Genomic DNA, 25,381 nt, shown 5'->3' with positions numbered 1-25,381 from the left:
GGTAGCCGCTGCCGCCAGAATGGACTTGGATCCCTCTTGATTGTAGGCAGCAACCGGCCTGGAAAAGGCGACGGGAGAGCAGTTAGGCTTCCCTAGAGTCAGAAGATTCAGAAGATCGGGCAGCAGATTCCCGCCACTGTTGGATGACGTTGCCCAAATTGCGCCGAAACTCTCCAATGCCCAGCAGGGATCCCGGCTCGGGATCCCAGGAAGCTGAGAACACACCGTAGCTGATGCCCAAAAAACCAAGGCCAAACAAGGTCAGCGACTCTGCCAAGGTGAAGTAGGGGGGCAGAGCGACCACATGGTTGGTCAAGAGATAGTAATTCACAAAAAAGCTGCTCAGGCCCAGCCCAGAAGGGATCCCAGAAAACACCAGAATCCGCCGCACCATCCGCCGGCTGACCTCAGGGGGAATCACGGCAACAGGCTCCTTCTTGGCCGGCTTCTTCTCCACCTCAACAGAGGCGGAGGGGGAGCGACGGCGAAAGGTTTTGGACTGGCGGCTGGATTTGCCCACGAAGACAGATCTCCGATAGCGTTTTGGATGGGCTGCCTACTTTTTCACCCGGATGTTCAGCCGTTCGGCCAGCTCCCGGAAGCGGTCAGGAGAATGCTTGGCGATGTAGTTGAGCAAACGCTTGCGACGACCGATCATCATCAGCAGGCCGCGGCGGGAGTTGAAATCCTTCGGGTTTCTCTGAAGGTGCTGAGAGAGCTGGTTGATGCGACTGGTGAGCAGAGCCACCTGAACCTCGGCAGAACCGGTGTCGGTGTCGTGCAGTCGATAGCTCTCAATGATCTGCTGCTTCTCTTGTTGCAATAAGGCCATAAGATCAAGGGACTGGATGCACTGCTTCAAGATAATAACATCGGCTTTTCCTCCCTCGCTATGGCCGAGGAGGGTTATGGAGAGAATGGGATATGACAACAACCTCTGGGGATCCTCCGGCACTGCCCGCTTTGCTGGAGCTGTTGAACTCACAAGACTTGGGAAATCGGCTGCGCGCTGTCAACAAAGCCAGAGAACTGCCTGGGCCAGAAGCCCTGACATTGCTGCAGCGAGCGATTCACGACGGGAATGCCCGCGTCCGTTATGCTGCCATCAGCCAGATGGGCACCCTGTCTGGCGTCGATCCGAACCTACTGTTGCCCATTTTGCAGCGCTCTTTGCGAGAGGATCCGGAGTTCGATGTGCGGGCTGCTGCCGCCGCTGCCCTGGGGGATCTCAAGCAGCCACAGGCCCTGGCCGATCTCCTGGAAGCTTATCGGCGAGAAACGGAGTGGCTGGTACGGTTTAGCATCATCGCTGCCCTGGGAGAGCTGGGGAACCCTGCCGCCTTCGACACTCTGGTGGAAGCTTTGCAGGACAAGAGCGAGCTGATCACCACAGCCGCTGCCGCTGCCTTGGGCGATCTGGGGGATCCGCGGGCCATCCCCTACCTGGATCCCCTCATTGATTCCGACGACTGGCAACTGCGCTACCGCGTCTGCATTGCCCTGGCCAAGTTGGGAACAGAAGCCGCTCGCGCCGGACTGACCCGGCTGGCCCAGGATTCCCAAGAACAGGTGGCCGTACATGCCCGGGCTGCCTTGGGATCCCTGTAGTTTCCTAGCTCATGGCATTGATGATGTAGTCAAAGTAAGGGGCGGCTTCAGCGGCTGCCGCCGGCTCCAACAAGCTGAGGGCAGCTTCCTTCAAAAAGACAATCGCATCGATCATGCCGGCGATGGGTACGTTGAGGGCATTGTACATTTCCCGCACCCCTATCAGGCCGATAGACTCAATCGGCTCTTTGCTGCCGGCAATAATGCCATAGGTCACCAGACGCAGGTACCAGTCGTAATCTCGCAAACATTGGTTGTAGCGCTTGTCACCGTAGGCATTGCCACCGGGTTGCACGTACTCGGGCCGCTTGGCGAATAGCTGCTTCTGGGCCTGGTCAATGATGCGCTTTTTGTTTTCTGCTAACACCTGAGCGATTTGCAAGCGCCTCTCGCCGGTGGTCATGTAATTCCTGATGGCTTCCAGTTCGCTAACTGAGAGGTAACGCAGCTGGTCATCCGCGGTCTCGATGATCTGGTTGATCACGCTCACGGTAGGGATTCTCCTGTTTTCTAACTTGCTTTCAATTCGGTTCATCAATTCGCAACCCATCCCCCCAGCCCAAGGTCGGCCCAAGAGATGAGCAGGTAGCTCGGCAAGCCAGCGCCGCCGGCTGCTCCCAGTTTAGGATAGGGCAAACCTTCCCTCAAGCACTTTGGCGTGACTCCATCTCGAGACTGGCCCTAGATCCGGCCTCGCAGCCATTGGGCCATCTCATTGCGGCGTGGGGCAGCCTCCAGACACACCTCTTCGGTAATCCGCCCCTCTTGGTAAAGCCTAAACAGGGATTGATTCATGGTACACATGCCCTCATAGGAGCCGTCGGCGATCAGTTCCTCAATTTCGTCCACCGCCCCCCGCTTGATGTAGTCGCGAATGGCATCGGTGTTGCGCATGATCTCGTGGGCCGCAGCTCGCTTGCCATCGGTGGTGCGCACCAGGGTTTGAGCGATGATCGCCACCAGGGTTTCTGCCAGTTGCAGGCGCATCGGCTCCTGTTCCTCCGGCTTGTAAATCCCCAGCAGACGCTCGATGGTGCGGACGGCGCTGTTGGTGTGCAGGGTTCCAAAGACCAAGTGGCCCGTCTGGCCGGCCTTCAGGGCAATATCCACCGTCTCTCGATCCCGCATCTCCCCAATCAGGATGATGTCCGGATCTTCCCGCAGAGAGGCTTTCAGGGCATTGGCAAATTCCAGGGTGTGGATCCCGACCTCCCGCTGCCGCACCATCGATTTCTTGCTCTGGTGGACGAACTCGATGGGATCCTCAATGGAAATGATGTGTTTGGGAAAGTTGGAATTGATGTAGTCCACCATCGCTGCCAAGGTTGTGGACTTACCGGATCCGGTGGGGCCGGTCACCAAAACCAAGCCTTTGTGCTCTTCGGCAATGCGCTTTAGCACTTCCGGTGCCCGCAACTGCTCCAGCGTCAAAATTTTCAACGGGATCAGACGCATCACCATAGCCGGGCCAAGAAGGGAAACAAAGCAGTTGACCCGACACCGCACCAAACCCTCGTACTGGATGGCAGTATCCAGTTCCAAACATTCCTCAAACTGGCGAATTTGGCTCTCCGGCAGGCTTTCCCGCAGCCAGCCATAGAACATCTCGGTGGTGGTGACCGGGTAGTTGGTCAAAAGCATTTGCCCCCGATCCCGAAAGCGAGGCACTTCCCCCACCCCCAAATGAATATCGGAGTAGCCTTTGTCATAGGCTTCCTGCACCAGTTGGCGCAGAGTCAGGCCCGCAGGAGCAGCTGGAGCCACTGGGATCCGACCGGCAGCCGTTGGGCGAGCTGGTGGCGCAAAAGGCGGGGCAGCAGGATTGGGGCTGGGCGGCGGCACTGGAGGCCGAGCAGCAGCAGCCGGAGCCGGGGTGGGCGGGGGCATCTGAGGAGAAGCGGCAGAGCCCGGCACAGGCACCGGTACCTGAGGGGGAGCGACAGCCACACCAGGAGGAAGGGGCCGACCCAGAATGGGGTTGGGGGGGCTTTTGGCGTTGACAGGCCGGGATCCCATCCCTTGGGAAGCTGAACCGAGCACCGGATCCAGTTGCGTTGGAGGCTCCACCGGGGGCACCGGAGCAGCCGGACGAGACGGACGCTGCATGACCGGCGGAGCCGGGGGCTGCCAATTGGAGTCCAAATCGGTGGGAAACTGGTTTTCGGGGCTGACCTCGCTCATGACAAGCCTCGCTTCTGGCAGGGTTTGCGTCGATCTTAGGCTAGTATTCCCAGCCTGAGCAGAGGGTTAACTCAACCCAACCACCGGCAAAGCTCCGGGAAGCTCCCTAAAAATTGGACGGATGGCGAATAAGACTCAAAAACTCCTCACGGGTACGGGGATCCTCCTGAAACACCCCCACCATCGAGCTGGTGACCGTCCAGGAGCCGGCCTTTTGTACCCCCCGCATCACCATGCACATGTGGGTAGCCTCGATAACCACCCCCACCCCGTAGGGATCCAGCACCTCCATCAAGGCCTCAGCAATTTGCCGTGTCAGGCGTTCCTGAACCTGCAGGCGGCGGGAGTACATCTCGACGATACGGGCAATTTTGCTTAGGCCCACCACCTTTTGCCTGGGGATGTAGGCCACATGGGCTTTGCCGATAAAGGGCAGCAGATGGTGCTCGCACAGGCTAAACAGAGACACATCCCGCAACAGCACCATCTCGTCATGGCCCTCATCAAAGATGGCACTGTTCAGTAGCTCCTCCAAAGACTGCCGATACCCACTGGTCAAAAACTTCAAAGCCGCAACCACTCGTTCCGGGGTTTTTCGCAGCCCCTCCCGTTGGGGATCCTCCCCGATCCCCCGCAGCAGCGTCTCCACCGCCGCCACCATAGCCGGATCTGAGACATCCGAGCTACCCAATTCTTCTTCCGCAAAAGTGGCTCGATCTCGAATCACCCGAGACTTGAAATGGGCTTTGTCATCCATTCGAGATTGCGAGCCAGATCCGGGTTTCGCAAGGGTCATAGCAGGATATTCCTTGGTTAACGAAAGGCTAAGAGAACTCGGTGCATGCAACTCAGCTCAGGTGGCATCCAGTCAAAGGCTGCGATAGCCAAAACCCTCCCAAGTCACGGGCAACCCCAAACCAGCCAGGTCTAAAAGGCTCCCACCGCAGGCATGAAGGTGAGATCTTCCACCACCGCACCTGTGGGCAACCGAACAATATAGGTAATCAAATCGGCTACCCATTCCGGCGAGAGCATTTTGGAACGGTCGAAGTTGACCCCTACCGTGCCCGTATCCCAGAGGGACGTGTCCACGGCACCAGGGCACAGGCTGGTGACCCGAATGCCATGCTGTCGTTCCTCTTCGGCCAAAGCTTGAGAAAAGCCCATTAGGCCGAACTTGCTGGCACAGTAAGCTCCCCAGTTGGGAAAAGCTCGCTTGCCCGCAATCGAGATGACGTTGACAATCGTGCCGCAGCGCTGCCGGCGCATTCCGGGAAGTACGGCTTGGGCACACAGAAAAGCTGCCGTCAAGTTCAAGTCGATCACTCGCTGCCAATCCGACAAAGGTAAGGTGGCCAAAGGGCCAACGTGGGCCATGCCCGCATTATTGACCAAGACATCGCAGACGCCAAATCGATCCAGGAGAGCCTGCAACTGCTGGGGCAGAGCTGCTAAGTCGGCCAAGTCCATGGGAAAAACCGCTGCCTTACCCCCCTGGTCTTGGATTTGGGCCTGCACCGCTAGCAGATCAGGTTGGGAGCGGGCCACCAGAGCCACCGCTATCCCTTGTCGGGCTAGGGCTAGGGCTACCGCTCTGCCGATCCCTCGACTGGCCCCTGTAATCAGAGCACGTTCGGGAAACTTTGTCTCAAAACTCATTTACAACAAGCCTCTGGCGTGCGCCACACAAGCAAGCGCCGCCCAGGCCTGAGAAACTTCGTTAACTAAGTTTAACACTGATTTTCCGCTGCTTCGCTTGGAATCAGGGCGAGGCGTAGAAACCTTATTCTGTCCTGCTCAAGATCTGGCTGCTGGCTGTTGGATCTCGATCCGGTTGGACGGGATCCGGGGACATGGTAGTGTGGTAAAAATAGTGAAAATCTTTTGCAACAACAACCGTCATGGCTGAGTTCTTGTTTTCTCCAAGTCCCACTGCCGTGCGCGAGGATCCCTCCTACATCCTTCAGCTCGAGGGCATCAGCAAGGGGTTTCCCGGCCAGCGGCAGTTGGTTTTGCGGGAAGTCGAGTTTCGCCTGCCCCAAGGAGACATCCTCAGCATTGTGGGCCCATCAGGTTGTGGGAAAACCACCTTATTGCGCACCATTGCCGGATTTGAGCAGCCGGATAGCGGGCGGATCCTGCTGGGGGGGCAGGTTGTGGCTGGGGAGGGGCAGTGGATCCCACCGGAGCGACGGGGAGTGGGGCTGGTGTTTCAGGATTTTGCCCTGTTTCCCCACTTGAACGTGTTGGCCAATGTGATGTTTGGCCTCCGACCCACTACCCCGTTTGCGTCGGCGGCAGGGGGTGGCAATCGCTCCTCCCCAACTGAGTTGCGAGCTGAGTTGCGAGGCACTGCCCAACAGGCGCGGGAACGCGCTTACGAGGTGTTGCGGTTGGTGGGCCTGGAAGACTACACCCATCGTTATCCCCACGAGCTTTCGGGCGGGCAGCAGCAGCGGGTGGCTTTGGCGCGGGCTTTGGCCCCCAGGCCTAGCTTGATCCTGTTGGATGAGCCGCTGAGCAATTTGGATGTGCAGGTGCGCTACTACCTGCGGGAAGAAATCCGCAAAATCCTCAAGCAAACCCAGACCTCGGCCATTTTTGTCACCCACGACCAAGAGGAGGCTCTCTGCCTCTCCGACTGGGTGGCGGTGATGCGGGAAGGCCGTATTGAGCAATGGGGATCCCCGGAGGAGGTCTATCGGGAGCCGGCTACCCGCTTTGTGGCAGAGTTTATTACCCAGGCCAACTTTCTGCGCTGTGAGCGGCGGGAGTTGGGTTGGCAGGCTGAAGAGCTGCTGCACATCCCATTCCAGGCTTTGAGGGATCAGCCCGACCCCAGCTTGCGCTGCGCAGAGTTGATGGTTCGACAGGAGGAGTTGCATTTGCATCCTGATCCTCAGGGCGGCATTGTCATTCGGGATCGACAGTTTTTGGGGCGAGAGTACCGCTATTGCCTGATCACAGCAGCCGGCAAAGAATTGCACGCCCTAGCCCGGGAAGCCCTGCCTGTGGGCGCGCGGGTTCACATTGCTGTTGGGCAAGGTCGGCTGTTCCCCCTCGCTGAGGGGTCCTCCGTGGCTGAAAAAGAGCCAAATCGCGCAAAAAGTAAAAGTGTTGCCTGAGTCGGGGTTCTTTTGCACACCTTTAGCAACCCATCTTCCCCGCGACACGAAAGCCTTCGCCCCAGATAGGGCTTAGACTGGCAAGACGGTGGTCCAGGCTGGTAGCTCCCTCTGGAGGGACAAACTGGGTAGGCTGTTGGTGGAGGATTCAGTGCCAAGCTATGCAGGGATCCCGCATCGTGGCAGGCCCATCGGAGAACCGGATCGCCTTGGCGGAGTTCCGGGTGGGCGTGGATGCGGTCATTTTCTCCATCGACACTGAGCAGAATCGCCTCCTGGTGCTGCTGGTGCGGCGGCGGGAGGATCCCTTCCGCGGTTGCTGGGCCCTGCCAGGAACACTGGTGCGGCGCTCAGAATCCCTAGAAGCAGCGGCCTACCGCATCTTGGCGGAGAAAATTCGTGTTAAAAACCTCTATCTGGAGCAGCTCTACACCTTCGGGGGGCCGGAGCGGGATCCCCGCGAGGCCGAGGATGGCTATGGAGTGCGCTACCTGTCGGTCAGCTACTTTGCCCTGGTGCGGTTCCAGGATGCTGAATTGCTGGCAGACGGAGTGGAGGGCATTGCCTGGTATCCCGCCGACCAAATTCCCTCTTTAGCCTTTGACCACGAAGAGATTTGCCGCTATGCCCGCCGTCGCCTCTGCGCCAAGTTGGAGTACAGTCCGATTGCCTTTGACATTTTGCCCGCCACCTTCACGCTAGGGGAGGTCTACCAGCTCTACGGCACCGTTTTGGGCGAGGGGTTCTCCGACTACTCCAATTTTCGCGCCCGCCTACTGAAACTGGGTATCTTGCAAGATACCGGCCAGAAAAGTTCCCAAGGAACAGGCAGACCGGCAACCCTCTACCGTTTTGATGCGGCTGCTTTCGAGAAAATCCGTCATAAGCCAATGGTATTTGTCTGAAGGCCGTCTAAGGGATCCCAGCTCACCAATACTAATCCGGCCAGTCCAGCCAGATCGTTAACGTTCTCCCCACGGCTAAAGCCGGGGGATTTTTTCCATCGCTCCACGCTCCTCGCGCTTCGTTGCAATGGGCTACACGAGGGCCTATATCCTCGTGGGGGACGCCATCTCCTCAACTACTGAGATGCCAAAACACCCCAGATACTTCTACTTCACCTTTAACGCTGCACCCTTCCATAAGCGGGTGGAGCGAGTCTCCCGTCCTGTCATGAGACGGTGACTTATCCCCAGGCATGAATGCCGGGGCCTGCGACGCCGAGTTTTCGGTCACCAGCAGCCTGGGGGCTGTGCTAAGATCAGAGACCGTGACAGGTGTTGTTTCAGGAGTTATCCAGGCATGTCTGCAGCAATAGATATCGCTGATGCCACCTTTGAGGCAGAGGTGCTGCGCAGCGATATTCCAGTTCTGGTTGATTTTTGGGCACCTTGGTGTGGCCCCTGTCGGATGGTGGCTCCTGTGGTTCAGGAGATAGCTGAGCAGTATGTTGGCAAAGTTAAGGTTGTAAAAATCAACACCGACGAGAACCCTCAAACTGCCAGCCAGTACGGTATTCGCAGCATTCCCACCCTGATGTTGTTCAAGGGCGGCCAGAAAGTGGATGTGGTGGTTGGCGCCGTACCCAAGGCAACTCTAACCACGATTTTGGAAAAGCACTTCGACACACCTGCCGAAGCCTGAGGGCTATGCCTTGGGTGTTTCAGAATGTAACTTTTGGGTTCTGGATTAGAACCCAGCTACCATTTTGTGCCGAGAACTGATTAAAGTAATTCCAGAGAACTTTAGGATCCCAGCTTGACCGATTCCGTTTCTTCCCTTCTGCAAGAAGTTTTTTCCAACGCTGAGACCCGCCTAAAGCAGTTGGAGTATCATCCCAACCGGACGGCCTGGCTGCGTATTTTGCAGTCGCTGCAGCGCATGGGATCCCTGGAGCTGAGCCGTTTAGATGCCAAGATCTTGGCGGCTACTCTTGAGGATCTGGAGCAGGGGTTTGCCGCCTTCCAAAACTATGCCCACCAACGCAAGATCACCGTTTTCGGGTCGGCACGACTGGGGCCAGAAAGTCCCGAATATCGCCAGGCCCAGTTGTTCGCCTACTGCATCAGTCAACGGGGATTCATGGTGATGACGGGGGGCGGCGGCGGCATTATGGAAGCCGGCAACCGAGGGGCAGGGCTGGAAAACTCTTTTGGGCTCAATATCCAGCTTCCCTTTGAGCAAATGGCCAATCCCGTTATTGCTGCCAGCGATCGGGTTATCAACTTCAAGTATTTCTTTTCCCGCAAGCTCTTTTTTGTTAAAGAAACCGACGCGCTGGTGCTTTTTCCCGGCGGTTTCGGCACTCAGGATGAAGCCTTTGAATGCCTAACCCTGATGCAAACCGGCAAAACCAAGCTCATGCCCTTGGTGCTGGTGGACAGAACAGGTGGCTGCTACTGGAAAGAATGGGACGAATACGTGCGGGAGCACCTGCTCGGTCGCGGCTTGATCAGCCCAGAAGATCTCTTCCTCTACACCCTAACCGACGACGTGGAAGATGCCTGCCAGCAGATTGTCGATTTTTATCGCGTCTTTCACAGCAATCGCTACGTGCGGGAACTCCTGGTTTTGCGCTTGAACACCAGACTCTCACCGGAAGCCCTAGACATCTTAAACGAAGAGTTTGCCGATATTCTCGATTCGGGCCGGATCGAGCAAACTGGGGCTTTGCCGGAGGAAGCCGAGGAAGATATTGCCCATCTGCCACGGCTGGTGATGCACTTCAACCAGCGCAACTTTGGACGGCTATGGCAAATGGTGCGCCGGATCAACAAGCTTCACCCGGAACAGCCGGATCCTCTGCAAATGCGCCCTGAACAAAAGTAGATGTATCAGCGCTCTCAGAACCATCCAAGAACCAGCAGCCAATTGTTTTGGTGGTGCTCCCAATGGGCCGGTTGTTTGTCAAAATCTGCGGCATCACCCGTCAGGATCAGGCGGAGGCCATCGCCGCGCTGGGGGTGAGTGCCCTTGGGTTCATCGCGGTGCCCAATACCCCCCGCTATTTGCCCCTCTCGGAAATGGCTCGTTGGGTGGGATCCCTGCCCGACCACGTGGAAAAAGTAGGGGTCTTCCTGGATCAGGATCCCCGCGCCATCGCCGCCTGGGTAGAAACGGTGGGCCTCACGGCTGTCCAGTTGCATGGCCAAGAATCCCCGCAGGATTGTCAGCAATTGGGGAAATGGCTTCCCGGGATCCGCCGCATCAAAGCCCTGCGCATTCGCCAGCCGGCGGATCTGGAAGTAGCCCATCTCTACCGAGACTGTGTGGAGGTGCTGCTTTTGGATGCCTATCACCCCCAACAGGCGGGGGGAACGGGGCGAACCCTGAATTGGCCAGAACTTGCCCACCGCTCCCTGCCCTTGCCTTGGCTACTGGCCGGTGGTCTGAACCCGGACAATGTTCTGCAGGCACTCAGCCACCTGCAGCCAAGCGGCATCGACCTCTCCAGTGGTGTGGAACGCCACCCCGGCGATAAAGACATAGACAAAGTCCGGCACCTGCTGCAGCAGCTTGGCTCCCAAGGGTGGGAGATTGCTCCTACTCTGCCGCCGATAACGCCAAGCGCAACGGGATGATCATTTGGCTGGGTTCCTACTGCAGCGACTGAATATCCAACCCCGGCTCGAACATCAGCTCTTTCACTTCCCCAAATCGGCCCATCACTCCAAGCTCCCGGTCGTTAAAGGTCACCAACACACCGCCCGCATTGCCGGTACGCAACACGATTGACTGCTCCGCTTCCCAATTCAACTCGGCCCCTGGCTGTAAGGTGGCCTCAAAAACCGTTTGCCCATCGGCGATGACCCGCAACCAGGAAGGGCGCTCCACAACGCGAATATCCAGACGCACCGGCTTGCGCCCCGCCCCCCCTGAGTGAGCTTCCAAGACCTCGGGGAAGACGCCCTGAATGCGCGTCCATTGGTCGAGGGTGGGAAACAGTTGGCGGGCCGTGGGCTGAGCTGCCGACAGAGTGGGATCCGGGGAGTTGGCAGCAGGCGGTTGCTGGCCGGATCCCTCCCGACTGACCGTTGACAGGCTCACCAGCCAACGCCCAAAGGGATTGCCTGTGCCTTCCAAAAGAGCCGACAATCCCCCCACCGTCAGCACAATCAGCACCACATAAGCGGCCCAAAGGTGGAGAGGACGCAGGGCAAAGGCAGGTTGCTGGCCGACAACGGCAAGAGGAGCTGGCGCGCGGGGGGTTTTGGCCGATAAAAGCGGAGAGGCACGCCGAGAGAGGGTTTCGCCATCCAACCCCAAATAGTCGGCATAGCGCTTGAGAAACCCTTGCACATACACCGGCTCCGGTAACCGGCTCAAGTCAGCTTCCTCCAGCGCCTGCAGATATTGGCAGCGAATGAAGGTATCGTTAGCTACTTCTGTCAACGTCAGTCCCCGTGCCTCCCGTGTTTGCCGCAACAGGGATCCCAGGGCTTCTAAAGAGTGTGCTGGCTCTTGCATCATTTGGCCACCTGCGGAAGAAAGGAGGCTACTGTGAGAGTTTGCACTCAGTTAGAGGCTCTGACGAGCTAATCGCGTGAGCGGGCCGGAGGCCTTAGAGGGCGCTTCCCGAGCGAGGATGAGCTGCTGTGCCCGGTGAGAGGGGCCAGCAAAGCTTGGAGCTCATGGGGATCCAACTGGCGGAACTGGCCTGCTTTCAGGTTGCCCAAGCCCAGTGGGCCAATGGCTTCCCGATGTAAGCTGAGCACCGGATGCCCAAGACGCTCCGCCACCCGCCGAATTTGCCGGTTGCGTCCCTCAAACAACACCACCCTCAGCCAGGAGCAATTGGGATGCTCCCTTTGCCGGAAATCCGGGGCAGGACAAAACTCCACCTCCGCCGGCAGAGTGGTGTACCCCTCTAAGTCTACTCCGTCTCGCCAATGTTGCAGAGTGGCCTGACTCGGATGCCCTTGTACCTGTACCCGGTAGGTTTTGGGCAGATGATAGCGCGGATGGGTCAGCTTCAAGGTCAAGTCGCCATCATTGGTGAGCAGCAAAGCGCCACTGCTGTCCGCATCCAGCCGGCCCACCGGGTAGAGGCGGGTTTGCCGTTTCCAAGATGGGGGGAGCAGATCCAGCACCGTCTTGCGTCCCCAAGGATCTGCACAGGTTGACAAAACCCCCACCGGCTTGTGCAGGAGCAAAACATAGCGCGCCGGATCCTTGGCCAAAGGGATCACCTGACCATCCACCTCGATGCGATCCCGCTCTGGATCGGCTTTGGAGCCCAGCTCAGTGACCACCTTCCCGTTCACTCGAATGCGCCCGGCCAGGATCCAAGCTTCCACCTGGCGACGCGAGGCCAATCCCTGCTGAGCCAAGAGCTTCTGTAGCCGTTGGGGTTCTGCCATGGGGATTTGAGCAGCAAAAGCAGCAACCGAAGCTGAGGGTACTAGGCGGCGGAGCCTGAGGCGTCTGGCCCGCTTGCGCGAACGGGGTTGGAGAGTCGGTCGGACACACCAGCAGAATTGGGGGGCAACAGCAGCATTTCCGACTGAGACTCTGAGTTTTCTCCTAGAGAATAGCTGAGGCCACAGTCAAACTCTTCTGCCAGCCGGCAGACTTCCTTGAGATCTCCCACCGACCAAATGCTCCAACTGCTGCGAATTTGGTTATCCACCCACACTTCCACGCGGTTGCCTTCGATGTGAAGGATGCGCTTGGGCTGGGCTTCTGAAGGGCAGCCTGCAGGCTCGGCCAAGACCTCCGGCCCGCTTACGCGAACGGAAGATTTTTGCCTCAAGGCCCCCAGAGCTGCCATGAGCTGCGGCAGAGCCAGCAAAAGGTGCTGAGTGGCCTGTTGGGGTTGCCCTTTCAAGCAGGAAACCAGAGCTTCGGCAACACTCTGGTTGAGGGCCTGCAGAGCTTGGAGTGGAGTAGCACCCGCTAAAGAGGGATCCGGTTGCAGTGGGCTTTGAACATCCATGAAAAGGCAGAAAAGGCATGAACAGCAACTTTACAGCCCTTTCGCAGGTTGACCACAACAACGCCGCTGCCCATTGGAGCAGAGCGCTCTGGTTTGCGCAAGCGTGCCGCAGACATTGAGTCCTGTACAGATGGATGACCAGAGGAAGGGCTGTATGGCTCCCTTAAGCCTAACAAATCCAAGAACTTCAGGGCCTCCGGCCCGCTTACGCGAACGTCAAAAACTTTTCTTGGATGTTGTCCGCATTGCTGCAAAGCAAAGGCCCCTCTATCTAGTGGCCATCAAGGCAGATCCTTTGCTCTCTCGTGCAAAGCAGGCTGAGCTCCAGCGCGGATCCCTCGAAATGGTGCAACTATTCGCCGCTCGATTCGTTTTCTTCGCCCTCGGCGGTGTCCTCAACCCCAGCTTGGGATCCCTCCGGTTCCTGGGCCTCAGAGGTCTGTCTCAGTTGGTTAAGCAGAGCCAAAACGCGGGATCCCCGCTCCAAAGAGCGATCCTGCAAAAACACCACTGTTGGCACCCGTCGCAGGCTGAGGCGCTGGCCGATTTCCCGCCGCACAAAGGGTGTGGCCGCCGCTAACCCTTCCATGGCCCGGTGTTGAGCTGTCTCATCCCCATAAATGCTGACGAAGATGCGAGCATTTTGCAGGTCATTGGAAACCTCGACATCCACAATGCTGACCATCCCTGCCCCGACCCGGTCATCTTTGATCTCCGAGAGCAGGATTTGGCTGACCTCTCGTTTGATCAGTTCTGCTACCCGTGCCACTCGTCGCGCTGTCGCCATTTTTGGATACCTAGGCTAACATCATCCGCAAGCCTGCTCTGGTCGGTGTGAAGCATAGCCCCCGCCAGCTTGGCCCCAAGAACAGTAGCCAATGCTACGAGCATCTCTTCCTTCCACCTTTATCCTGAGTCCATGTCCATCTTGCCTTGAGTATGAATACCTAAAGCCATCGATGGATGGATGGAGACGTGATGATCAAGATGCCAGAGGCGCTGCGGCGCTCCATTGAGCAGTTCATGCTGAATGTGACGGAGCCGCTTGACCCGTTGCTTTCCCTGAAGCTGACTCAGCTGGTGGTGATGTTGGGGGATACAGCTTACGCGATGGGATACAGCGATGGCCAGCAAAAGCCGGATGAGCGCTGCCGCTATTGTCCCAGTCGGGTGTTCGACAGTCTAGAGCTTTGATAGGGTTCTTCAAGGTTCTTTACAACGCAGTGTAGCTTCTGGCTGCCCAGGATCCCGGCCTTGGGGGGGGTGAGTTGAAAGAGGCGGTGGAAACCAGCCAAGATGGGATCCCATTGCTTGGCAGCCTATGACTTCCCCCGTTTTGCTTTGGCATCGTCGCGATCTGCGGTTAGAGGACAACACAGCCCTGCATGAGGCAGCCCAGCGCAGCGCTCAGGTGGTGCCTGTCTTCATTTTCGACCCGCAGATGCTGAGACGGTCGGACATGGCCCCAGCTAGGGTGGCCTTTTTGCTTCAGGCTCTGCAAGAGCTCCAAGAGCGCTACGCCCAGATGGGGATCCCGCTGATCTGGCGGCTGGGGGATCCCCTGGTGGAGTTGCGATGCTTGGCCATTGACCTGGGAGCCAAGGCCGTATTTTGGAATGCCGATGTGGAGCTGTTTGCCCTGCAGCAGGACAGTTGGGTGCGGGCCGGTTTGGCCGAAGCCGGGATCCAGTCCTTCTCTTACCAAGACATGCTGCTGCATGGGCCGGGGGAAGTGCTGACCCAAGCTGGAGAGCCCTATTCGGTTTTCACTCCCTTCTGGCGCAGGTGGTCGAGCTTGCCCAAGCGGGATCCCTACCCAACCCCCGAGGGTCTGCAGCCGGTATCGGGACTAAAAGCGCAGCCTCTACCGACTTTGGCAGATTTGGGCTTTGTCTGCGACCAGCGGATCCCAGCAGCGGGGGAAGCAGCGGCTCAAGCCCTTTTGGAAGACTTTTGTCAGGGTTTGCGCATTTTGGACTACGAGCGAGCCCGCAACTTCCCGGCTGAGCCGGGCACTTCTCTGCTCAGCCCCCACTTGTGTTGGGGAACCCTCGGCATTCGCCAGGTTTGGCAGGCCACGCGAGAAGTAGAGGCCGAGGTGCGCAGCGAAGAAGCCGAAAGCAGCTTGCAAACTTGGCGGCAGGAGCTGTGCTGGCGAGAGTTTTACAAGCATGTCTTGGCCCACTGGCCCCACGTGGAAACCGGAGCCTATCGACGAGCCTTTGATGCACTGGAGTGGGACAATCGGCAGGACTGGTTTCAGGCTTGGTGTGCGGGGCAGACGGGATACCCCATTGTGGATGCGGCCATGCGCCAACTGAACGAAACCGGCTGGATGCACAACCGCTGCCGCATGATTGTAGCCAGCTTTTTAACCAAGGATCTGCTCATCGATTGGCGCTGGGGAGAACGCTACTTTATGCAAAAGCTGGTGGATGGGGATCTGGCGGCCAATAACGGCGGTTGGCAGTGGAGCGCCGGTGTGGGAACGGATCCCAAGCCCCTGCGCATTTTCAACCCGGCCACGCAAGCAGCCCGCTATGACCCGGAAGGAGAGTACATCCGCCGCTATCTGCCGGAGCTGGCAGGGCTGGATACGCCTGCTCTGCTGTGGGTGGGGGATGACCCCAAGGGATCCTGGGCTTTGCGGGAACGGCGAAGCTGTGGCTATCCGGATCCCATCGTGGATCACAAGGTGCAGCAGCAGGAGTTCAAACGGCGCTACCAGGCGGTGCAGCAGGGGTACTCCAAGTCTGTTCAACGATCAAACGATCATAGAAATCCAAGCGTTGTGTAGTCTCGTAAAAAAAGGGGATCCAATGGATCCCCCGTGGCTACCAGAGCTTAAGGCAAATGCCCGTCCAAAGCAGGTAACTGCAGCACTAGGGCTTCAGCTCGCTGGGGATGCGCTCCCCGAAGAGCACGAAGTAGAGAATCCGATAAATGTCCGTGTTCAGGATCCCGGTGGTCGGCACCAACTCTTGGGCGTTCAAGCCCGCAGCGCGAGCAATGACTCCACTGCCGACGTCATCTCCGGTAGCCCAAGCCACGGCAAAGGGATAGCGCTTGCCATTCTTGTCAGGAGCAGAAATAAACGGCTTTGTGCCCGTGCCGTCAACTCCGTCAATGGGGGCACCACTGCCTTCGGGGTCAGTAGGGGGCAGCGGCTCCTCGGCGGATTCGATATCCACCAACTGCATCCCGCCGGCGTTGCTGTCGCTGGTGGTAATCATGAAGGTCTTGGGATTCTTCTCGATAAAGTTGAGAATCACCCCGATGGCATCGTCGGCCCGCTTCATGGCCTCCAGGCAGCCAGAGGCATTGAGGTTGTTGCACATGTTATCAGTGCCCTCTTCTTCGATGACGGCGAAGAAGCCCTTAGGATTGCGGGAGATCCGCGCCAGGGCAAATTCGGTCATCTCGGCAATGGTGGGGGCGCTGGCAATGTAGTTGGGCAGGTTTTGGGCGCGCAGCTCTTCCTCTGGCTTGTCGTAGAAGGTGTCCTCCACGTTGAACACCCCCAAAACTTTGGAAACATCAGCCGGCAGCTTCAGCAGCTCGTCGCGGGTGTAGACAACGGCGTACCCTTTTTTCTTGGCCTCCTCAATCAGGTTGCGGCCATCCTTGCGCTTCCCTTGGCCAAAGCGGCCCTGGACACCTTCCGGCAGCAGCCATTCCTCGCCAGCGCCGAGGATGATGTCTACCCCTGACTCCACCACCTGCAGGGCAATCTCCTCATAGTCGCTGCGCTTGGCAGCTTTGGCAACGAAGGCAGCCGTCCCCGGCTCAATGATGGATCCCGTTTGCACCAGAGCCGTACCCAAGCCTGCCGCCACGGCATCTTCCATGATCGTGTTCAGGGTACCGTTGGCAGAAGGATACTCCTTGCCGTCCGGATCCAACCCAAAGCTCTTGGCGTGGGCACGGGTTCCCGTGGCATGGATCACCGCTCCGGCGTTGGAAGTTCCTCCAAGCTGGTCAAGAAGGTGCCCGCGATAGGGGGCAATCACGGGGAGACGATCCCAGTTCAGAAAGCCATCAGGGCCGTAGTGGAGAATGCGCGTAATGTCCCAGTGGGAAGCTGAGGTTCCATCTGGGTGAAAGAAGATTGCACCGTTGCCGGTTGGCTTAGGCGCCGCTTGAGCCACACTAGAGGAAAAAACTGACGAGGACAGCAGACACAAAGTTGCAGCCAAAGCCGCCCTCAAAGAATAGCTACGCATAGCTAACACGCCCTTGCTCGTTCGAAGCTGAACGTTAAAAAACGTAACACAGCTTCAGATGAGTTTGCAAGGGCATAGCAATGCAGCAGCGCGAAACGTGCCTGAAGCGAGTGCGCCACTGAGCGATTTCCCCGTCTGACAGTGCAGCTTACGGGGTCTATAACTAACGTTAACTATCTCTTAACTGTCTCATAACTGTCAAGGCTTCTCGCAGGGCTTTTGGGGTACCTGTTCTAAGGCGCAGCCGTCCCTCTGGTCAAGTGGCTCTTCTGGAGGTGATGGCGGGGTTTTTGGCCAGTGGCTGCCATGCTTGCCTAAGCTGTCTGAGTTGCTGCTGCCAGCGCTGCAGTTCCCCCACCTCCAACGGGATCCCACCGAAGCGCACCTCCATGTAGCGCTCCAAGAACCGGATGGCCAACTGGGCTTGTGGCAAATCGGAGTGGCGCAGGTGCTCAACCCGTTGCGCTGGCCCCAAGTGCTCCGGGATCCCCACTGCTGTCGAAGCCTCCCGCAGTTGCAGGTACAGCTTTGAGATCGCCTGTCGCCGGTGCTGGGATCTGGGCAGAGCTGCCGGACTCCAGCGCACCAGAGCAAAGGTCAGCCCTGGCAGCAGGATCCCTACCATCCAGGTAGGCCATGCAGGGGGCGGCTGCCACAGGGATCCCAGCAAAACCCCATTGCCGGCAGTGGCCAACAGAATCCACCCCCCATCCTGCCAGCGCAAAGCCCGATAGCGGCGGCGGCGACCCCAATAGGCCATGGATCCGGTGATCAAAACCACCCCCAACACCGGCAGGCCATTCTGCTGCAACGTTTGCCCCAAGGCAACCAGGCTGCGACGGAAGCCAGCACCGGCATCCTCTCGATCCGGAGAGGCGGCTACAGCGCTGGCCAGCTCCTGGATCTGCCGCCAGATCTGCCGCTGGGTGGATAGGTCGTACTGGATGACGTACTTAAACCAGCGGAAGCGCAAGCTGTCGTAGAAATCTTGAAGGGGATCCCACCAGGTTTCCCGCCGGCTGACATTGGCCTCTGCCGGTGTGGCATCGAAAATGATCCACCCGTAGGAGCCAAAGGGGATCTCCGTCCAGGAATGGGCGTCGGCATTGCGTACTGCCAGATAATTTTCCTGCGCCACCCAGCGCCCGCCCAAAAAGCCATTCACCATCCGGGCCGGGATGCCAATGCTGCGGGCCAGTATCGTCAGGGCTGTGGCGAAATATTCGCAGTGGCCCCGCCGATGGGTGAACAGAAAGGCTTCCAAAGGCGGTTCAGGGCCGGGATCCGGCAGATCGGTGGTATAGGCGTAGTTCTCCAGCAGGTAATTCTGCAAGGCGGTCATCTTGCTGAAAACGTCAGGGATCCCAGCGGTAACGTCTTCAGCCAAGGCGGGAATGCGCGGATCCAGGTCTGCTGGCAACTGCAGATAGGCTGCCTGTTGGACTGGGTCGAGAGCACTGAACAGCTCCGCGTGGCCTAGCCGGCGCAAGCGCGGGCTTAACTCCCTTGAGATCCGGCTCCGGGCGCGGTAAAGATGGGGCACCTGCCGAGGCAGAGAATGGCCAACATCTCCGGTCTCGCTCAGGATGAGGCGGCGATTCTGCCGTTGCCAAGCTTGTTGCACCGTCGCTGCTCCGCCCCGCTCCAGCCATTCCATCTCCACCAGCGGGGCCACCCCAAAAACGGTGTTGGTGACCAGCGGCTCCAGATAGATAAGCTGCTCCAAGGGGAGAAGCAGCAGGTCGGGAGCAGTGGGGATCAAGCTGGAGGCAGAGAGATCAAATACCCCTGCTGCGTTGGGGAAAATGGGGATGAAGCGGTCTAGCGTTCGCGACCAGGCCCGTCCATCGTAGCGATCGAAGCTGATCCCGCGCCAGTAGAGGGACTCCACACGGGGCGGCACCCCTGCCGGAAATTCCACCCGCATGACAACGGTGTTATCGGTTTTGAGGGTGCCGAATGCTCCCAGGCTGACTTCCTCGGCAAAGCCAGTGGTCATCACCGGCGAGCGGGCCTGGCGACCCAGAATTCCTAAACTGACCCGCGGGAACAAGAAAAACAAAGCCACGGACAGGATCACCGCCAGCAAAGCCAGGGATCCGAGAAAGCCCAAAAAGTTGAGGTTGATGCCACGGGTTTGGCTGGCTGCCTGCGGGTGCTGTTCCGTTTGTAGGCGCAGGTGGTAAAGGGTGAGGTTGATCAGTCCCACCCCCACGTACAACAAAAACAGCAGCCCAAAGCTGATGTCTTCGTTGAACAGAGTGGCAATGGCCATCAGCAGCAGAGACAGCACCGCCAACTGAATGTGATCCGCCGCCCGTTCCCGCTGAAACAGCTTGGCCCCTGTTAGGTAAAGCACCAAGCCAATGGCCCCATCGGAAAAGGCAAGGATCCCGGAGATGACCAAAGCCAGCAGGCTAAGCAACACCGCCACCGTCAGGGGCATCCACAGGGGGGCATAGCGGGCAAAAGCAATCCTTGGCGGCTCCCAAAACCAACTGCAGGCCCCTGCGGCCAAGCAAACGGCAATGACCGGTGGCGACAGAGCCTGATCCCCCAGACAAAGGGCCGTGAAGGCGATCCCCACCAACAGGTAAACAAACACCTTTTGAACGGATGGCAGTGTCCAGGTCATGGCCCTTGGGATTCAATCCTTTCCAGCATAGCCAAGTCTTTTTTGCTACCGGTTTGCCCTCCCTGGGATCCCCTTCTGGACAAAGCGAAGAGCATTAGAATCGTTAGCTAAGAATCGTTAAGATTTTGTTACTCGCCGGTCTCGACGGGATACCTGTGACACGCTGCGCGAAAAGGTGGTGAGATGTCCAGCCAAAACGAAATTCATGTGGTGGGGGCGCGGCAGCACAACCTCAAAAATGTCAACCTGCGGATCCCGCGCGATCGCCTGGTGGTGTTCACCGGCGTCTCCGGATCGGGCAAGTCCTCCTTGGCTTTCGACACCATCTTTGCCGAGGGACAGCGGCGCTATGTGGAATCCCTCAGTGCCTATGCGCGGCAGTTTTTGGGGCAACTGGACAAACCGGATGTGGATCGCATCGAAGGGCTAAGTCCGGCCATCTCCATCGATCAAAAGTCCACCAGCCACAACCCCCGTTCCACCGTCGGCACCGTTACCGAAATCTACGACTACCTGCGGCTTCTGTACGGAAGAGCTGGGATCCCGCACTGCCCCCATTGCAACCGGGTGATCGCCCCGCAGACGGTGGATCAGATTGTGGATCAGATCATGGCTCTGCCGGATCGGACGCGGTTTCAGTTGCTTTCGCCGGTGGTGAAAGGAAAAAAGGGCACCCACGCCAACTTGTTACAAAGCCTGCGACACCAGGGGTTTGTGCGGGTGCGTGTCGATGGCCAGGTGCGGGATCTGAGCGAGGAGATCGAGTTAGCCAAAAACAAAACCCACACTCTTGAGGTTGTGGTGGATCGGCTGGTCAAGAGCCCCGACATAGCGGAGCGACTGGCCGATTCTCTGGCAACCTGCCTGCGCCAGTCGGGAGGAATTGCGGTGGTGGAGCTGCTGCCGCGGGAAGAGGAGCGAGAACAGCTGCTGCAAAAGGTGGCCGAGTCGGCGGGGCAATACCTGAACAGCAAGCCAACGGAGCTGATTTTTTCTGAGCAATTTGCCTGCCCGGAGCACGGTTCGGTGATGGGCGAGCTGTCGCCGCGCCTGTTTTCCTTCAACTCGCCGATTGGGGCCTGTCCTGTCTGCCACGGGCTGGGTTTTGAGCCCATCTTCGACCCCGAGCGGATCGTGCCCGATCCCAAGCTCCCCTTGTACGCGGCCATCGCCCCTTGGGCAGAGCGGGAGAACCCCTACTATCTGGCTTTGTTGGCGGGAGCCGCCAAGGCTTTTGGCTTTGACCTCAGCAGCCGCTGGTGTGATCTCACCCCCCAGCAACAGCAGATCATCCTCTACGGCGCCGACCAGGAGGTCTACATCGCCGAGGTAGAATCTCAGTACCGAGGCCGGGGGTACTATCGCCGCTATGAGGGGGTGATTCCCCAATTGCAGCGGCACTACCAGGAAACCACTTCCGAAATCTATCGGCAAAAGCTGGAAGCCTACCTCACCTACCGTCCCTGTTCCGCCTGTGGGGGATCCCGTCTCAAGCCGGAAGCTCTGGCCGTGCGCATCGGCGGCTACCGCATTACCGATCTCACCGAGATCTCCATCCGCGACTGCCTGCACCGCCTGGAGCAGTTGAAACTTACCCCGCGACAAGTGCAGATCGGCGAGCTGGTGCTGCGGGAGATCAAAACCCGGCTGCAGTTTTTGGTGGATGTGGGCCTCGACTACCTCACCTTGGCCCGTCCGGCCATGACCCTCTCCGGCGGCGAAGCGCAGCGGATCCGGCTGGCCAGCCAGATGGGCTCCGGCTTGACGGGGGTGCTCTACGTGTTGGACGAACCCTCGATTGGCCTCCACCAGCGGGACAACGAGCGCCTGTTGCAAACCCTGTTTCGCCTGCGAGATCTGGGCAACACCCTGATCGTGGTGGAACACGACGAAGAAACCATCCGTGCCGCCGACCACATCGTCGATATCGGCCCTGGGGCCGGCATCCACGGGGGGGAAGTGGTGGCCCAGGGATCCCTGGCGGACATCATGGCCTGCGAGCGCTCCATCACCGGAGCTTATCTTTCGGGGCGGCTGCGGATCCCTACCCCTGCGCAGCGGCGGGCTGGGAAAGCGGTTGCCCTCAAGCTCACCAATGCCCACAAAAACAACCTCAAGCACATCGATGTGGAGATCCCTCTGGGCAAGTTGGTCTGTGTCACGGGGGTCTCTGGCTCCGGCAAATCCACCTTGGTCAACGAATTGCTCTACCCTGCCCTGCAGCACCATCTTGGACACAAGGTGCCCCAACCCACGGAGATGGGAGCACTTGAGGGCATCGAACACATCGACAAGGTGATCGTCATCGACCAATCTCCCATTGGCCGTACCCCCCGCTCCAACCCTGCCACCTACACGGGTTTGTTTGATCCCATCCGCCAAACCTTTGCCCAAACCTTGGATGCCAAGGCCAGAGGCTACCCATCCGGCCACTTTTCCTTCAATGTCAAGGGGGGGCGCTGTGAAGCCTGCAAAGGGCAGGGGGTGAACGTGATTGAAATGAACTTCCTGCCCGATGTGTACGTCACCTGCGAAGTCTGCGGGGGCAGCCGTTACAGCCGCGAAACCCTGCAGGTCAGGTACAAGGGCAAGAACATCGCCGAAGTCCTGGATATGACGGTGGGGGAGGCGCTGGAGTTTTTCGCTGCCCTGCCTCCTGCCGCCAAGATCCTGCAGACTCTGGCCGATGTGGGCCTCGATTACATCAAGCTGGGCCAGCCAGCCCCGACCCTCTCCGGTGGGGAAGCGCAACGGGTCAAGTTGGCCGCAGAACTGGCCCGCCGCTCCACCGGCAAAACCCTCTATCTGCTGGATGAGCCCTCCACCGGCTTGTCTTTTTACGATGTCCACAAGCTCTTGAACGTCCTGCAACGGCTGGTGGATACGGGCAACACCGTGCTGGTGATCGAGCACAACCTGGACATTCTCCGCTGTGCTGATTGGGTTATTGACTTGGGGCCAGAGGGCGGCGACCGCGGCGGCCAGATCATCGCCGTTGGCACTCCAGAACAGGTGGCTGAGCACCCCGGATCCCATACAGGGCGATATTTGAAGCAGGTTTTGCAACAACATCCCCCAGGTCGCTGAGCAACTCAGCCTGCTCCAGGGAGAAAGTTGACCGAAAGCGGCTGTCGGGATCCCCTTTCGCTTTTTGCTCTGCTCACCTCAGCCATGGCGGTGGAGGACTGATGCGGCGAGGACTCTATCCCACCCAGGCGCTCCGCACCGTGAACGCAAGGGTGAACGGTTAGCCTGAGTCTCACGTCGCTATGGCATGATGGGTCGGAAGGAAAAGGTTCGCACTCTCCCCATGGTAGGGCAGACCCTGGGTGGCCGCTATCAGATCTTGGAAGCACTGGGATCCAGCGGACAAACCTACTTGGCACAGGATAGCCATCATCCTGAGCGGCTTCGGGTGGTGCTCAAACGCTGGCAGGCCGGCCAAAATGCTCCGCACCGCGAACACAGTGAGGACTCCGCCTCGCTGCGGCATCTCTTTCAACAAGAAGCGGCCCTGCGGGAACACCTGGGATCCCACGAGGGTATCCCCCGCCTGTTGGCCTGCTTTGAGCAAGAGGGGGAGTTTTATTGGGTGGAAGAATGGGTTGAAGGGCCCACCCTGGAACAAGCTCTATTGCTAGGTAACGCAACCGAGAGGGGCCAGCTAACGACTCCGTCCCGCCAAATGCACTGCCATTGGGGGCACGACTGGACAGAGGCTGAGGTACGAGCCTTGTTGCAGGATGTGCTGCAAACCTTGGCCTTCCTGAATGGGGAAGGGGTGAGCTGCTGCAACCTGCAGCCCTCTCGCTTGATCTACCGTCAGGCGGATGGCCGATGGGTGTTGTTGAAGTGGGGGGGTGAGGAACAGGGTCTGGCTTTTTCCGGCTCTGGCTTCGGGAACCCCTATGGCCCCAGGCATTGCAGCGACCTCTATGCTCTTGGGCTGATTGCCCTGCAGGCCCTCTGCGGGATCCCGCCCCAGAAGCTGTTTCGCGACCCGTTGACGGGGGAGTTGCGCTGGCACGATCTGGCCTCTACTAGCGCTCCTTTTGCTGCTTTTCTGGATCGTTTGGTGAGCTGCAACCCACAACAGTGCTTTCCTTCAGCAACAGCAGCTCTGGCCGCTTTGCAGGCTTTGCCCCCCGCCGAGAGCCCCCCTGCCGCCGAACTCCTGTCCCAGCCCAGCCCTGTCGCCGCCGAGCCCTTACAGGAGCCAACCACCCCACCGCGTTCTCCGGTATCGCTGCGGGCGCGTCCCCGGATCCCACCGGTTTGGGCAGGAGGCAGCTTGGCGGCTTTGCTGGCGTTGACGGTGGCAGGGGTATGGCAGATGAGGGCGAACCTTGGCCTGCGGGGGGAGCCCAAGGATTCTGTCCCCCTCACGAGAACGGGATCCTCTGGCCCGGCAAAGCGCAACGGCCTGGGACTCCGTCCTACTCGCGAGAACGGTTCTCATGCCTCCGTCCCCACCGCCGTCACGGTCGCGGAAGCGTCGCGTAGCGATAACGACCCGGCAGACTGGGCCAAGTCTTTGCAGCTCAAGGCTACGCTGGAAGGCCCTGTCGCCGTCACTGCTCTGGCCATCAGCCCGGATGGAAATCTCCTTGCTGCCGGGGGAGACGACGGCGTGATCCGGCTTTGGGATCCCCAGGCTGGCCAACTGCTCCAGAGCTGGGCAGGCCACGAGGGATCCGTTGAGGCACTGGCCATCAGCCCAGATGGTACCTTTTTGGTGAGTGGGGGGGCAGACAAGACGGTACGGGTCTGGGATCTGGCGACCCTGGGGGATCCGGCTCTCTCGCCTGGGGATGTGCTGGCGCGGCTGCAGTTGCAAGGGCACACCGGGTTGATCAACAGTGTCGCCATTAGCCCCGATGGTCGTTGGATTGCCAGTGGCAGCGCCGACCGCACCATCCGCCTTTGGCAGGCCGACAACGGCCAGTTGATCCGCACCCTGGCGCCTCCCACTGCCGCCGCCCAGGAGACCCCTCAGAGGGCAGGCATTACAGCAGTGGCCTTTGGCCCAAGACCTACCCGTATGAATACTTCCCACCAATCTGAAGGGATCCCCCCTTGGATCTTGGTGGCCGCCAATGGAGATCCCACCGTTCACCTTTGGGATCCTGGCAGCGGGGCCTTGCTGGAAACCCTAAAGGCCGACTACCCCATCGAGCAGGTGCTTCTGAGTCCAGATGGCCGCTATTTGCTTGCCGGCAGTACCGGTGGCATCTTGGTCTGGAACTTGGGCACGGGATCCTTGGAGCGCACCTTGCCCCAGACTTTGTCCGGCTTGGCCGCCCTTGCCCTCAGCCCTGATGGCCGCTTGCTCGCCAGCGGCACCGATTACCGTGCCCACCAGATCAAACTCTGGGATCTGCGCAGCGGAGAACAGTTGCGCACCCTGGGCGGCCAGACTTGGATGGTGAGCGTCTTGCTGTTTGGCCCCGGTCGCGGAAGCGTCGCGCAGCGATATGGGCAGACCCTTCTCAGTGGTGGCGCCGATGGCTCAATTCGCATTTGGGGGCCAGCCGACCCAGCTCAGCCCTAGTGGGATCCAAGCAGATAAAATACTCGACGAAGAAGGGATCCCGGCAGAGCATGACTCTAGTCAATAATAAGCTCAACTATACTGAAAATAATGTATAATATGTTCAGTACGGATTACTACCAG

Annotated in this window: 22 protein-coding genes and 1 pseudogene; 10 read left to right on the top strand and 13 right to left on the bottom strand. The window is 58.9% G+C overall.

The window, feature by feature from the left end:
* Positions 1-82: 82 nt before the first annotated feature.
* Positions 83-520 (bottom strand): PAM68 family protein, encoded by a 438-nt coding sequence (locus tag NW842_RS01115; RefSeq protein ID WP_414341879.1) that lies wholly within the window; start codon positions 518-520, stop codon positions 83-85.
* 36 nt (positions 521-556) lie between these two features.
* A complete protein-coding gene (rpsO, locus tag NW842_RS01110; RefSeq protein ID WP_011431855.1) occupies positions 557-832 on the bottom strand; it encodes a 30S ribosomal protein S15 in 276 nt (91 codons plus the stop codon).
* Between the two features lie 92 nt (positions 833-924).
* Between rpsO and NW842_RS01105 the strand changes: the two genes are divergently transcribed.
* Entirely contained in the window at positions 925-1,608 is a 684-nt protein-coding gene (locus NW842_RS01105; protein WP_414417308.1) for a HEAT repeat domain-containing protein, read from the top strand.
* A 4-nt stretch (positions 1,609-1,612) separates the two neighbouring features.
* Here NW842_RS01105 and apcD read toward each other — a convergent pair whose 3' ends face one another.
* The 4 genes from apcD to NW842_RS01085 form a co-directional block, all read right to left on the bottom strand.
* The gene (gene apcD / locus NW842_RS01100; protein WP_011431857.1) at positions 1,613-2,098 is read right to left on the bottom strand and encodes an allophycocyanin subunit alpha-B; all 486 of its coding nucleotides are present in this window, start codon (positions 2,096-2,098) and stop codon (positions 1,613-1,615) included.
* Positions 2,099-2,289: 191 nt separating this feature from the next.
* Positions 2,290-3,624, bottom strand: a complete 1,335-nt coding sequence (locus NW842_RS01095; protein WP_414341906.1) for a type IV pilus twitching motility protein PilT — start codon at positions 3,622-3,624, stop codon at positions 2,290-2,292.
* 271 nt (positions 3,625-3,895) lie between these two features.
* Complete coding sequence (folE, locus tag NW842_RS01090) at positions 3,896-4,585, bottom strand: GTP cyclohydrolase I FolE (protein ID WP_414341874.1); 690 nt, start codon at positions 4,583-4,585, stop codon at positions 3,896-3,898.
* Positions 4,586-4,716: 131 nt separating this feature from the next.
* On the bottom strand, positions 4,717-5,448 hold the full coding sequence (locus NW842_RS01085; protein WP_414341872.1) for an SDR family oxidoreductase: 732 nt from the start codon (positions 5,446-5,448) through the stop codon (positions 4,717-4,719).
* 242 nt (positions 5,449-5,690) lie between these two features.
* Here NW842_RS01085 and NW842_RS01080 point away from each other — a divergent pair, with 242 nt between their 5' ends.
* The 5 genes from NW842_RS01080 to NW842_RS01060 all read left to right on the top strand — a co-directional run bounded on the left by NW842_RS01080 (position 5,691) and on the right by NW842_RS01060 (position 10,495).
* A complete protein-coding gene (locus NW842_RS01080) occupies positions 5,691-6,914 on the top strand; it encodes an ABC transporter ATP-binding protein (RefSeq protein WP_414341870.1) in 1,224 nt (407 codons plus the stop codon).
* A 161-nt stretch (positions 6,915-7,075) separates the two neighbouring features.
* Positions 7,076-7,819 carry an NUDIX hydrolase gene (locus tag NW842_RS01075; RefSeq protein ID WP_414417307.1) on the top strand — a complete coding sequence of 248 codons (744 nt, stop codon included), beginning with the start codon at positions 7,076-7,078 and terminating at the stop codon, positions 7,817-7,819.
* Between the two features lie 397 nt (positions 7,820-8,216).
* Complete coding sequence (gene trxA / locus NW842_RS01070) at positions 8,217-8,558, top strand: thioredoxin (protein WP_011431863.1); 342 nt, start codon at positions 8,217-8,219, stop codon at positions 8,556-8,558.
* A gap of 114 nt (positions 8,559-8,672) precedes the next feature.
* Complete coding sequence (locus tag NW842_RS01065) at positions 8,673-9,743, top strand: LOG family protein (protein WP_414417306.1); 1,071 nt, start codon at positions 8,673-8,675, stop codon at positions 9,741-9,743.
* A 62-nt stretch (positions 9,744-9,805) separates the two neighbouring features.
* On the top strand, positions 9,806-10,495 hold the full coding sequence (locus NW842_RS01060; RefSeq protein ID WP_414412796.1) for a phosphoribosylanthranilate isomerase: 690 nt from the start codon (positions 9,806-9,808) through the stop codon (positions 10,493-10,495).
* 16 nt (positions 10,496-10,511) lie between these two features.
* Here the strand turns inward: NW842_RS01060 and NW842_RS01055 are convergent, their stop codons facing one another.
* The 5 genes and pseudogenes from NW842_RS01055 to rbfA form a co-directional block, all read right to left on the bottom strand.
* Positions 10,512-11,174 carry a DUF4115 domain-containing protein gene (locus NW842_RS01055; RefSeq protein WP_414328967.1) on the bottom strand — a complete coding sequence of 221 codons (663 nt, stop codon included), beginning with the start codon at positions 11,172-11,174 and terminating at the stop codon, positions 10,512-10,514.
* Positions 11,172-11,381, bottom strand: a pseudogene (locus NW842_RS01050) (helix-turn-helix domain-containing protein); the annotation flags it as partial. The pseudogene NW842_RS01050 and the gene NW842_RS01055, both read right to left, overlap by 3 nt.
* Positions 11,382-11,449: 68 nt before the next feature.
* Positions 11,450-12,274: a pseudouridine synthase gene (locus NW842_RS01045; RefSeq protein WP_414417305.1), complete on the bottom strand. Its 825-nt coding sequence runs from the start codon at positions 12,272-12,274 to the stop codon at positions 11,450-11,452.
* A 41-nt stretch (positions 12,275-12,315) separates the two neighbouring features.
* Positions 12,316-12,849 (bottom strand): hypothetical protein, encoded by a 534-nt coding sequence (locus NW842_RS01040; protein ID WP_414357651.1) that lies wholly within the window; start codon positions 12,847-12,849, stop codon positions 12,316-12,318.
* A 352-nt stretch (positions 12,850-13,201) separates the two neighbouring features.
* Complete coding sequence (gene rbfA, locus NW842_RS01035) at positions 13,202-13,636, bottom strand: 30S ribosome-binding factor RbfA (RefSeq protein WP_414328963.1); 435 nt, start codon at positions 13,634-13,636, stop codon at positions 13,202-13,204.
* Between the two features lie 191 nt (positions 13,637-13,827).
* Here rbfA and NW842_RS01030 point away from each other — a divergent pair, with 191 nt between their 5' ends.
* Both NW842_RS01030 and NW842_RS01025 read left to right on the top strand, forming a co-directional pair.
* Entirely contained in the window at positions 13,828-14,043 is a 216-nt protein-coding gene (locus NW842_RS01030; protein ID WP_414357659.1) for a hypothetical protein, read from the top strand.
* 127 nt (positions 14,044-14,170) lie between these two features.
* Positions 14,171-15,646, top strand: coding sequence for a cryptochrome/photolyase family protein (locus NW842_RS01025; protein WP_414373793.1), 1,476 nt, complete (start codon positions 14,171-14,173; stop codon positions 15,644-15,646).
* A gap of 85 nt (positions 15,647-15,731) precedes the next feature.
* Here NW842_RS01025 and NW842_RS01020 read toward each other — a convergent pair whose 3' ends face one another.
* Entirely contained in the window at positions 15,732-16,997 is a 1,266-nt protein-coding gene (locus NW842_RS01020) for an alkaline phosphatase (protein WP_414417304.1), read from the bottom strand.
* A 331-nt stretch (positions 16,998-17,328) separates the two neighbouring features.
* Positions 17,329-19,707 carry a transglutaminaseTgpA domain-containing protein gene (locus NW842_RS01015; RefSeq protein ID WP_414417303.1) on the bottom strand — a complete coding sequence of 793 codons (2,379 nt, stop codon included), beginning with the start codon at positions 19,705-19,707 and terminating at the stop codon, positions 17,329-17,331.
* A 183-nt stretch (positions 19,708-19,890) separates the two neighbouring features.
* On the opposite strand from NW842_RS01015, the gene uvrA reads away from it, so the two are divergent.
* Positions 19,891-22,794 carry an excinuclease ABC subunit UvrA gene (uvrA, locus tag NW842_RS01010; protein ID WP_414417302.1) on the top strand — a complete coding sequence of 968 codons (2,904 nt, stop codon included), beginning with the start codon at positions 19,891-19,893 and terminating at the stop codon, positions 22,792-22,794.
* A 187-nt stretch (positions 22,795-22,981) separates the two neighbouring features.
* Positions 22,982-25,258 carry a hypothetical protein gene (locus tag NW842_RS01005; RefSeq protein ID WP_414417301.1) on the top strand — a complete coding sequence of 759 codons (2,277 nt, stop codon included), beginning with the start codon at positions 22,982-22,984 and terminating at the stop codon, positions 25,256-25,258.
* Positions 25,259-25,381: the final 123 nt, after the last annotated feature.

It is taken from the genome of Synechococcus sp. R55.4 (genome assembly GCF_047461935.1).
GTDB lineage: Bacteria > Cyanobacteriota > Cyanobacteriia > Thermostichales > Thermostichaceae > Thermostichus.
Note: the sequence above shows the minus strand (reverse complement) of the source record. Positions and strands in the feature narration are given on the sequence as shown.

What these genes read in the sequence shown, in the direction of transcription:
- rpsO (WP_011431855.1), bottom strand. Translation starts at nt 832, where the DNA reads ATGGCCTTATTGCAACAAGAGAAGCAGCAGATCATTGAGAGCTATCGA.
- NW842_RS01105 (WP_414417308.1), top strand. Translation starts at nt 925, where the DNA reads ATGACAACAACCTCTGGGGATCCTCCGGCACTGCCCGCTTTGCTGGAG.
- NW842_RS01095 (WP_414341906.1), bottom strand. Translation starts at nt 3,624, where the DNA reads ATGGGATCCCGGCCTGTCAACGCCAAAAGCCCCCCCAACCCCATTCTG.
- folE (WP_414341874.1), bottom strand. Translation starts at nt 4,585, where the DNA reads ATGACCCTTGCGAAACCCGGATCTGGCTCGCAATCTCGAATGGATGAC.
- NW842_RS01085 (WP_414341872.1), bottom strand. Translation starts at nt 5,448, where the DNA reads ATGAGTTTTGAGACAAAGTTTCCCGAACGTGCTCTGATTACAGGGGCC.
- NW842_RS01080 (WP_414341870.1), top strand. Translation starts at nt 5,691, where the DNA reads ATGGCTGAGTTCTTGTTTTCTCCAAGTCCCACTGCCGTGCGCGAGGAT.
- NW842_RS01075 (WP_414417307.1), top strand. Translation starts at nt 7,076, where the DNA reads ATGCAGGGATCCCGCATCGTGGCAGGCCCATCGGAGAACCGGATCGCC.
- trxA (WP_011431863.1), top strand. Translation starts at nt 8,217, where the DNA reads ATGTCTGCAGCAATAGATATCGCTGATGCCACCTTTGAGGCAGAGGTG.
- NW842_RS01060 (WP_414412796.1), top strand. Translation starts at nt 9,806, where the DNA reads ATGGGCCGGTTGTTTGTCAAAATCTGCGGCATCACCCGTCAGGATCAG.
- NW842_RS01045 (WP_414417305.1), bottom strand. Translation starts at nt 12,274, where the DNA reads ATGGCAGAACCCCAACGGCTACAGAAGCTCTTGGCTCAGCAGGGATTG.
- NW842_RS01040 (WP_414357651.1), bottom strand. Translation starts at nt 12,849, where the DNA reads ATGGATGTTCAAAGCCCACTGCAACCGGATCCCTCTTTAGCGGGTGCT.
- rbfA (WP_414328963.1), bottom strand. Translation starts at nt 13,636, where the DNA reads ATGGCGACAGCGCGACGAGTGGCACGGGTAGCAGAACTGATCAAACGA.
- NW842_RS01030 (WP_414357659.1), top strand. Translation starts at nt 13,828, where the DNA reads ATGATCAAGATGCCAGAGGCGCTGCGGCGCTCCATTGAGCAGTTCATG.
- NW842_RS01025 (WP_414373793.1), top strand. Translation starts at nt 14,171, where the DNA reads ATGACTTCCCCCGTTTTGCTTTGGCATCGTCGCGATCTGCGGTTAGAG.
- NW842_RS01015 (WP_414417303.1), bottom strand. Translation starts at nt 19,707, where the DNA reads ATGACCTGGACACTGCCATCCGTTCAAAAGGTGTTTGTTTACCTGTTG.
- uvrA (WP_414417302.1), top strand. Translation starts at nt 19,891, where the DNA reads ATGTCCAGCCAAAACGAAATTCATGTGGTGGGGGCGCGGCAGCACAAC.
- NW842_RS01005 (WP_414417301.1), top strand. Translation starts at nt 22,982, where the DNA reads ATGATGGGTCGGAAGGAAAAGGTTCGCACTCTCCCCATGGTAGGGCAG.